We start from the raw sequence: 6,443 nt of genomic DNA on the forward strand, positions 1-6,443 counted from the left end.
GCACCAGCCCCCGTACCGGCTCCCGCACCGGCCCCTCGGCCGGGCCGACGGCCGAAGGCGACCCTCGCCCGGCGCCTGTTCCGACAACGGTGTCAGTCACCCCCGAGGCACTCACCCGCGTGGCGGACATGCTGAGCCGGGACCCGTCACTGCGGCTGAACCGGACCGGCCGCGAGCTGCTGCGGCTGCTCCAGGTCTGCGCCACGGCTGTGCGCGAGCGCGAGCAGCAGCGGATCGTCACGTCCGTCCCCCCGCACTGCCTCGGTCCCCTCGCGGAGTTGCTGCGGGGGTATTCCGGCGTCTGGCAGGACTTCGCCGAGGAGTGCGAGCGGGCGCTGAGCGCGAGCATGCGGGACCTGGCGCACTGAACCGCGCGCGAGGGACGAGGTACCGGGACAGCCGAGAGCCGGCCCCGGCAGCGGACACGAGGAGGCGAAGGTGCAGCACGAACAGGCCGGTACCGGCGGTGAGGGCGAGAGGGAGCCGATCGACGTCTCCCGGGTCGTCGATGCCTACCATGCACTCAGGCCCGACCCCGGGGACCTGCGTCAGCGCGTCGTCTTCGGCACCAACGGGCACCGCGGCTCCGCCCTGGACGCCGCCTTCAACGACGACCACATCGCCGCCATCAGCCAGGCGGTCGTCGAGTACCGGGCCGCGCGGGGCGTCACCGGACCGCTGTTCCTCGGTGCGGATCCGCACGCGCTGTCGGAACCGGCCCGGATCACCGCCCTCGAGGTGTTCGCAGCCAACGGAGTGACCGTGCTGCAGGACACGCCCGGTGCCTTCACCCCCACCCCGGCCGTCTCGCACGCCGTGCTCGCGCACAACCTGCGGCACGGCAGGCGGGCCCCGGCGGACGGCGTCGTGATCACGCCGTCCCACAACCCGCCGGGCGACGGCGGCTTCAAGTACAACGAGCCGCACGGCGGGCCCGCCTCCACCACGGCCACCGCGTGGATCGAGCGGCGCGCCAACGAGCTCCTCGCCGCCGGGCTGTCGCAGGTGCGCCGCGTGCCGTACGCCCGTGCCCGGGACGCGGACACCACAGGACGGTTCGACTTCCTCGGAGCCTACGTCGACGACCTGTCGTCCGTGCTCGACCTGGAGGCGGTCCGCGCGAGCGGCATCCGGATCGGCGCGGACCCGCTGGGCGGCGCCTCGGTCGCCTACTGGGGCCGGATCGCCGAGCGGTACGGCCTCGACCTGACCGTGCTGAACGAACGCACCGACCCCACCTGGCGGTTCCTGGCGCCGGACCACGACGGCCAACTGCGTACCGACTGCTCGTCGCCGCACACCATGGCGCCGCTCACCGCGCGGCGTGACCGGTACGACGTGACCGTCGCCAACGACGCCGACGCCGACCGCCACAGCATCGTCACGCCGGACGGCGGGCTGCTCCCCGCCAACCACTACCTCGCCGTGGCCGTGCCCTACCTGCACGCCCACCGGGACGGCTGGCCGGCCACCGCCGGGATCGGCAAGAGCGTGGTGACCTCCGGCCTCGTCGACCGGGTCACCGCCGAACTGGGGCGGCCGCTGGTCGAGATGCCGGTCGGCTTCAAGTGGTTCACCGAGGGGCTGCGGACCGGACAGCTCTGCTGGGGCGGCGAGGAGTCGGCCGGTGCGTCCTTCCTGCGCCGGGACGGCTCGGTGTGGACGACCGACAAGGACGGCATCGTCCCGGCGCTGCTGGCCGCCGAGATCATCGCGGTCACCGGCTCCTCCCCGTCGGAACTGTGGAACGGGATCACCGAGCGCCTCGGCCGCCCGTCCTACGTCCGGGTCGACACCCCCGCGGGTCCCGAGGAGAAGGCCGCGCTGGGCCGGCTGTCCGCCGACCGGCTGCCGGGCGGCCGACTGGCGGGCGAGGACGTCGAGTCGGTCCTCACCCACGCGCCGGGCAGCGGCACACCGCTGGGCGGTATCAAGGTGACCACCCGCAACGCCTGGTTCGCGGCCCGGCCGTCCGGCACGGAGAACGTCCAGAAGGTGTACGCCGAGTCGTTCCTCGGTCCCGACCACCTCGACCGTGTCCTCGCGGAGGCGAGGGAGATGGTGGAGAAGGCGATCCGGGCGTGACCGGGACCTCGACCGGGATCTGACCGGGCTCGCAGCACGGCCGTGCCGCGCGTCCGCGCCCGGCATCGGCGACCGAACACGTGCCGCACGCGAGGGAGGAGCGGGCACGACGAGCTGAACCGCACCGGACGCGGGCCCGCGGCGGCGGAATTCCGCCGCCGCGGCACCGTCGGCGTGAATACGCCGCACAGCCGCGGTCCGGACGTGAATTCTTTCGGTCTCGCCGATCCTTTTCCTTGGGTCGTCGAACGCGCCGTGGTACCGGCGCGGGGAAATGTGTCACCCCGTGCGGGAAATCGACTCGTCCGTGATTTTGGCGACCCTTGATTCCGGTGCCGGCGATCCTTGATTCGAATGCTGGGGAACTCGGTGGCATCCACCTTTCCTCCCTCGCGCGTCGACCGTGCGGGGGAGGGCTCTTGCGTTCCACCGAAAGCTGGGGTGACGTGCGCATTCGTGCGGGAGCGAGCGGCTGCCAACTGCGTGTGCGATGCGGTTGAACGTTTCTTTCCCGGTGTTCAACTTTCCTCCAGTGAACGTTGACAAAGTTTTGTGCGACCCCGAGATTTACGACAACGTCTTTACTCGAACGCTCACCACGTCGGAGGACGGCACATGAATGCACGGCCTGTTCTTGTTCACACCCACGGAATAGGGGGGATCGACTACAGCTCGATGACCCCGGACCAACTGGGCATCGCGAACGGTCTCGCGGAGAAGGGGGGCTTCGACGTCGTACCGGGCATCTTCCTGGGACGCGAGCACCTGTCCGCGGTGACGGACCTGATGTACGCGTGGCACGAGAACCGGGCGTCCCTGCCCGCCGTCCTCGGGTTCTCCGTGGAGGGCCCTCTGCTGGGCCGCACCGGCGGGGTGCCGCCGCGCGGGATCTGGTCGCCCACCGCCCAGGAGTGGGAGCGCATCGCGGTCATGGGCCGGTACGGCCTCCGGTACATCGTGATGGGCCCGGACATGGGCGAACTCGACGACGAGTTAGACGACGGCCTCACCTACCGGGACGTGATCGACCTCTGCTACGTCAACGGCGTCAAGATCGCGCTCGGGCATTTCCAGCACCACGCGCCGGAACTCAGCGCCGAGCGCACCCGCGCCGTCATCGCGCACGTGCAGGACCGCTACGGCCCGGGTCCGGACGTCCTGCTGACCGACCACCTCTACAACGACATGCCGCGCAACTTCCGCCACGTGTGGCGGACCGCGGAGGAGCGCTCCCGCCGGGCCGAGCAGATCGCGCCGGTACTGGCCGCGGACTGGGAGACGGCGGACCTCGACCGGCTGCTGGGACCGGTGCCGGCGACCCTGCTGCGGGCCGCCCGGGAGGGGCACCTGCTGCCGTTCCTGAACTTCGACGGGGACCACGTCGACCTGGAGATCTGTCGCCGCACGCTCGATCACCTCGGCCCCGAGCGTCTGATCGGGATCACCGACGACATCGCCGTCCCGTTCCTGGCCGGGGAGGAGCTCCACCACCGGGAGGGCAGCGGGCTCTGGTACCGCTCCGACGGCATCGTGGCGGCCGGCTCGGGCGAGCTCGCCACCCAGCGCCGCAACCTGAGGAGCCTCACCGCCGACGGTTCCGTCTTCGACCGCGTGTTCGGGCACAACGCGCGGCGTGGGCTGACCCCGGTGCGGGTCCCCGCGGTGGCCGGAGTGGGCGGCGCGGGATACGGAGGGCAGGACCGTGACTGAGCCCGCGGTCGCACAGCCCCCCGCCGTCGCACAGCCCCCCGCCGTGGCGCAGTCGCCCAGGACCACGGCCCGTACCGCCGTCGGCGTGTACGTCGCCGCCTGTGACCCGGAGGCGGCCGTCAACGCCAGCACGTGGCGGGAGACGGAACCCGCGCACCACGCCGTACGCGCCGCCCTTCTGACACGCGACTGGGCGGACAGGGCGGTCCCGGAGGCCCTGCGACGGCTCGCCGCCGACCCCGCCGACGCCACCACCCACCGGTTCCTCGAAGCGGCACTCGAGGCGGAGCTCGCCCGTGACGCGGCGTTCGCCGCACGGCTCGGGGAGATGGTTGCCGAGGCGGAGCGGACCACGGTGATCCGCTACCACCTGGGCGCCGACCACCGCCGGCCCACCGACGACGAGCCGCCGGTCCCGGGCACCGCCGAGGACGTCCGCGCACTGATCGGCGCCGAACCGGTGGCGCGGGCGGGTGCGGGCGACCCCTTGGTGGCGGTCGTCATCCCGGTGCGGGCGCACCCCTCCGACACCGGCCGGGCGCGCAACGCCGTGGCCGCCGTCGCCTCGGCGGTGCGGCAGGACCTCGACCGGTCCGCCTACCGGGTCGTCGTCGTGGAACAGGACGTCGAGCCCCGGATGGACCGGTACCTCGCCGACCTCGTCGACGACTACCTGTTCCTGCCCAACCCGGGTGCCTTCAACAAGAGCTGGGCGCTGAACGCCGGTGTCGCGGCCGTCCCGGGGGCACGCCACCTGTGCTTCCACGACGCCGACATGGTGGTGGAGCGCGACCACCTCTCCAAGGTGGTGGCCTGCCTGGAGGACGGGCCGCCCGCCCTCCTGCCCTACGGCGACCTGATCTTCCTCGACCCGGCCAGCAGCGGCAGGGCCATCCGGTCCCGGCTGGCACCCGGCGGTTCCGGAACCGCGGACGCCTCGCAGCTGCGGGGCTTCGCGCTCCGCGACGTGTGGGGCGGCTACGTCTGTGTCACCCGCGACCTCTTCGAGACGGTGGGCGGCTACGACGAGCGCTTCCGGGGCTGGGGCGACGAGGACAACGAGTTCTACCGGCAGGTGCTGCGCCACACGTCCGTGCCCCGGTGGAGCCGTCCGCTGGCGCACCTGTGGCACCGCCGGCCGGTCATGGTCGACGCCGAAGGGCGCCGGGCCAACCAGCACATCGCGAGGACACCGCGGCCCGCGAACCCGGGGCCGCTCGGCGACCCGCGGAAGTACGCGCACGAGATGACGCACGGAACGAGGACGGAAACGGCGTGAGCACACAAAACAAGGGACTGGCCGCACGATTCGGCGTACCGCCCCTCACCGAGGTACGCCGGACCACGGCCGCGGTCCTGGTGGACACCGTGGGAGTGGGACTGATGATCCCCATCTCCCTGCTCTACTTCACCCTCACCACCGACATCCCCGTGGCGGAGCTGGGCGTCGCCCTCACGGCGGCCACCCTGCTGTCGTTGCCGGCGGGACTGGCGGGCGGGGCGATGACCGACCGCTTCGGCCCGAAGCTCGCCATGGTCACCAACAACCTGGTGTCGGCCGCCGGTTACGTGCTGTACCTGCTGGCGGACGGCCTGGCCACGGCCTTCCTGGCGATGCTGCTGGTCGCCATCGCGGACCGGATGTACTGGGCCTGCTGGTCGTCCTACGTGCACACACTCAGCGGCGGACGGCCCTTCGAACGCTGGTTCGCCTTCCTGGAGTCCATCAAGGCGGGCGCCATGGGACTCGGCGCGATCCTCGCCACCGTGATCCTCGCGGCCGGCACCGACGCCGGCGCCCGCTGGCTGGTCGTCCTCAACATCGCCACCTGTGTGGCGGCGGCGCTGCTGTTCGTCCTCCAGCCCATGTCCCCGCCCGCCGACGACGCGGCCGCGGCCGGCGGCGAGGACGACGAGGACCCCGAACTCCTGCAGGCCGTACGGGGATGGCGCACCGCCTTCGCCGGCCGGGCCAACCGCCTGTTCGTGATCGGCCAGGTGCTGCTCAGCCCGGTGATGCTGCTGCCCTCCGTGGCGCTGCCGCTGCTCTTCGTGGAGCGGTGGGACATGCCGGTCTACGTGTCCACGCTGCTCTTCGCCCTGAACACCGGGATCGCGGCGCTGATCCAGACACCGCTCAGTCATGCCGTGCGGTTCCGCTCCCGGGCGGGGGTCATCTGCTTCTCCGCCGGGCTGCTGTCCGCGTCACTGCTGCTGATGGCCGCCATGCCGGAACGGCAGTCGGCGCTCGCGTGGTGCGTCGTGGTGGTCGTCGGCGTGGTGCTGGCGGTCGTCGACGCCCTGTACATGCCCGCCTCCAACGCCTTGATGACCGAGTCGGTGCCGGACGCCGTACGCGGCCGGACCGTCGCGGTGTTCCAGACCGCGGCCGCCGTGGGCATGGCGGTCTTCCCGGCCTGCTTCGGCTTCGTCTTCGAGTTCTCCTCGGCGCTGACCTGGGTGCTGCTCGCGGCCGTCATCGCGGCGGGCGGCCTGTGCTTCGCCGCCGCGGCGGCCCGGCTGCCGCACGCGGTGCGCTTCCCCGAGTTCCGGAAGACGGACGAGGCCACGGCCGGGGCGCCGGAAAGCCTGGCGGGGTCGCAGTGAGCACGCTCTCCAGCAGCCCCGGCCGGACGGCCACGATGGCC

The 6,443-nt window shown here is 72.2% G+C and carries 4 protein-coding genes and 1 pseudogene; all 5 read left to right on the forward strand.

The features are described from left to right. Nucleotides 1-368 (forward strand): annotated as a pseudogene (locus HW445_RS14975) (hypothetical protein); the annotation flags it as partial. Between the two features lie 70 nt (nucleotides 369-438). Beyond that, nucleotides 439-2,085, forward strand: coding sequence for an alpha-D-glucose phosphate-specific phosphoglucomutase (locus tag HW445_RS14980; protein WP_180221516.1), 1,647 nt, complete (start codon nucleotides 439-441; stop codon nucleotides 2,083-2,085). 615 nt (nucleotides 2,086-2,700) lie between these two features. After that, nucleotides 2,701-3,795 (forward strand): N-acetylglucosamine-6-phosphate deacetylase, encoded by a 1,095-nt coding sequence (locus HW445_RS14985; RefSeq protein WP_180221517.1) that lies wholly within the window; start codon nucleotides 2,701-2,703, stop codon nucleotides 3,793-3,795. Continuing rightward, entirely contained in the window at nucleotides 3,788-5,074 is a 1,287-nt protein-coding gene (locus HW445_RS14990) for a galactosyltransferase-related protein (protein ID WP_180221518.1), read from the forward strand. Before HW445_RS14985 ends, HW445_RS14990 begins: the two co-directional genes overlap by 8 nt. Continuing rightward, complete coding sequence (locus tag HW445_RS14995) at nucleotides 5,071-6,402, forward strand: MFS transporter (protein ID WP_180221519.1); 1,332 nt, start codon at nucleotides 5,071-5,073, stop codon at nucleotides 6,400-6,402. Before HW445_RS14990 ends, HW445_RS14995 begins: the two co-directional genes overlap by 4 nt. Nucleotides 6,403-6,443: the final 41 nt, after the last annotated feature.

Source organism: Streptomyces sp. UH6 (genome assembly GCF_013421635.1).
GTDB lineage: Bacteria > Actinomycetota > Actinomycetes > Streptomycetales > Streptomycetaceae > Streptomyces > Streptomyces abyssomicinicus.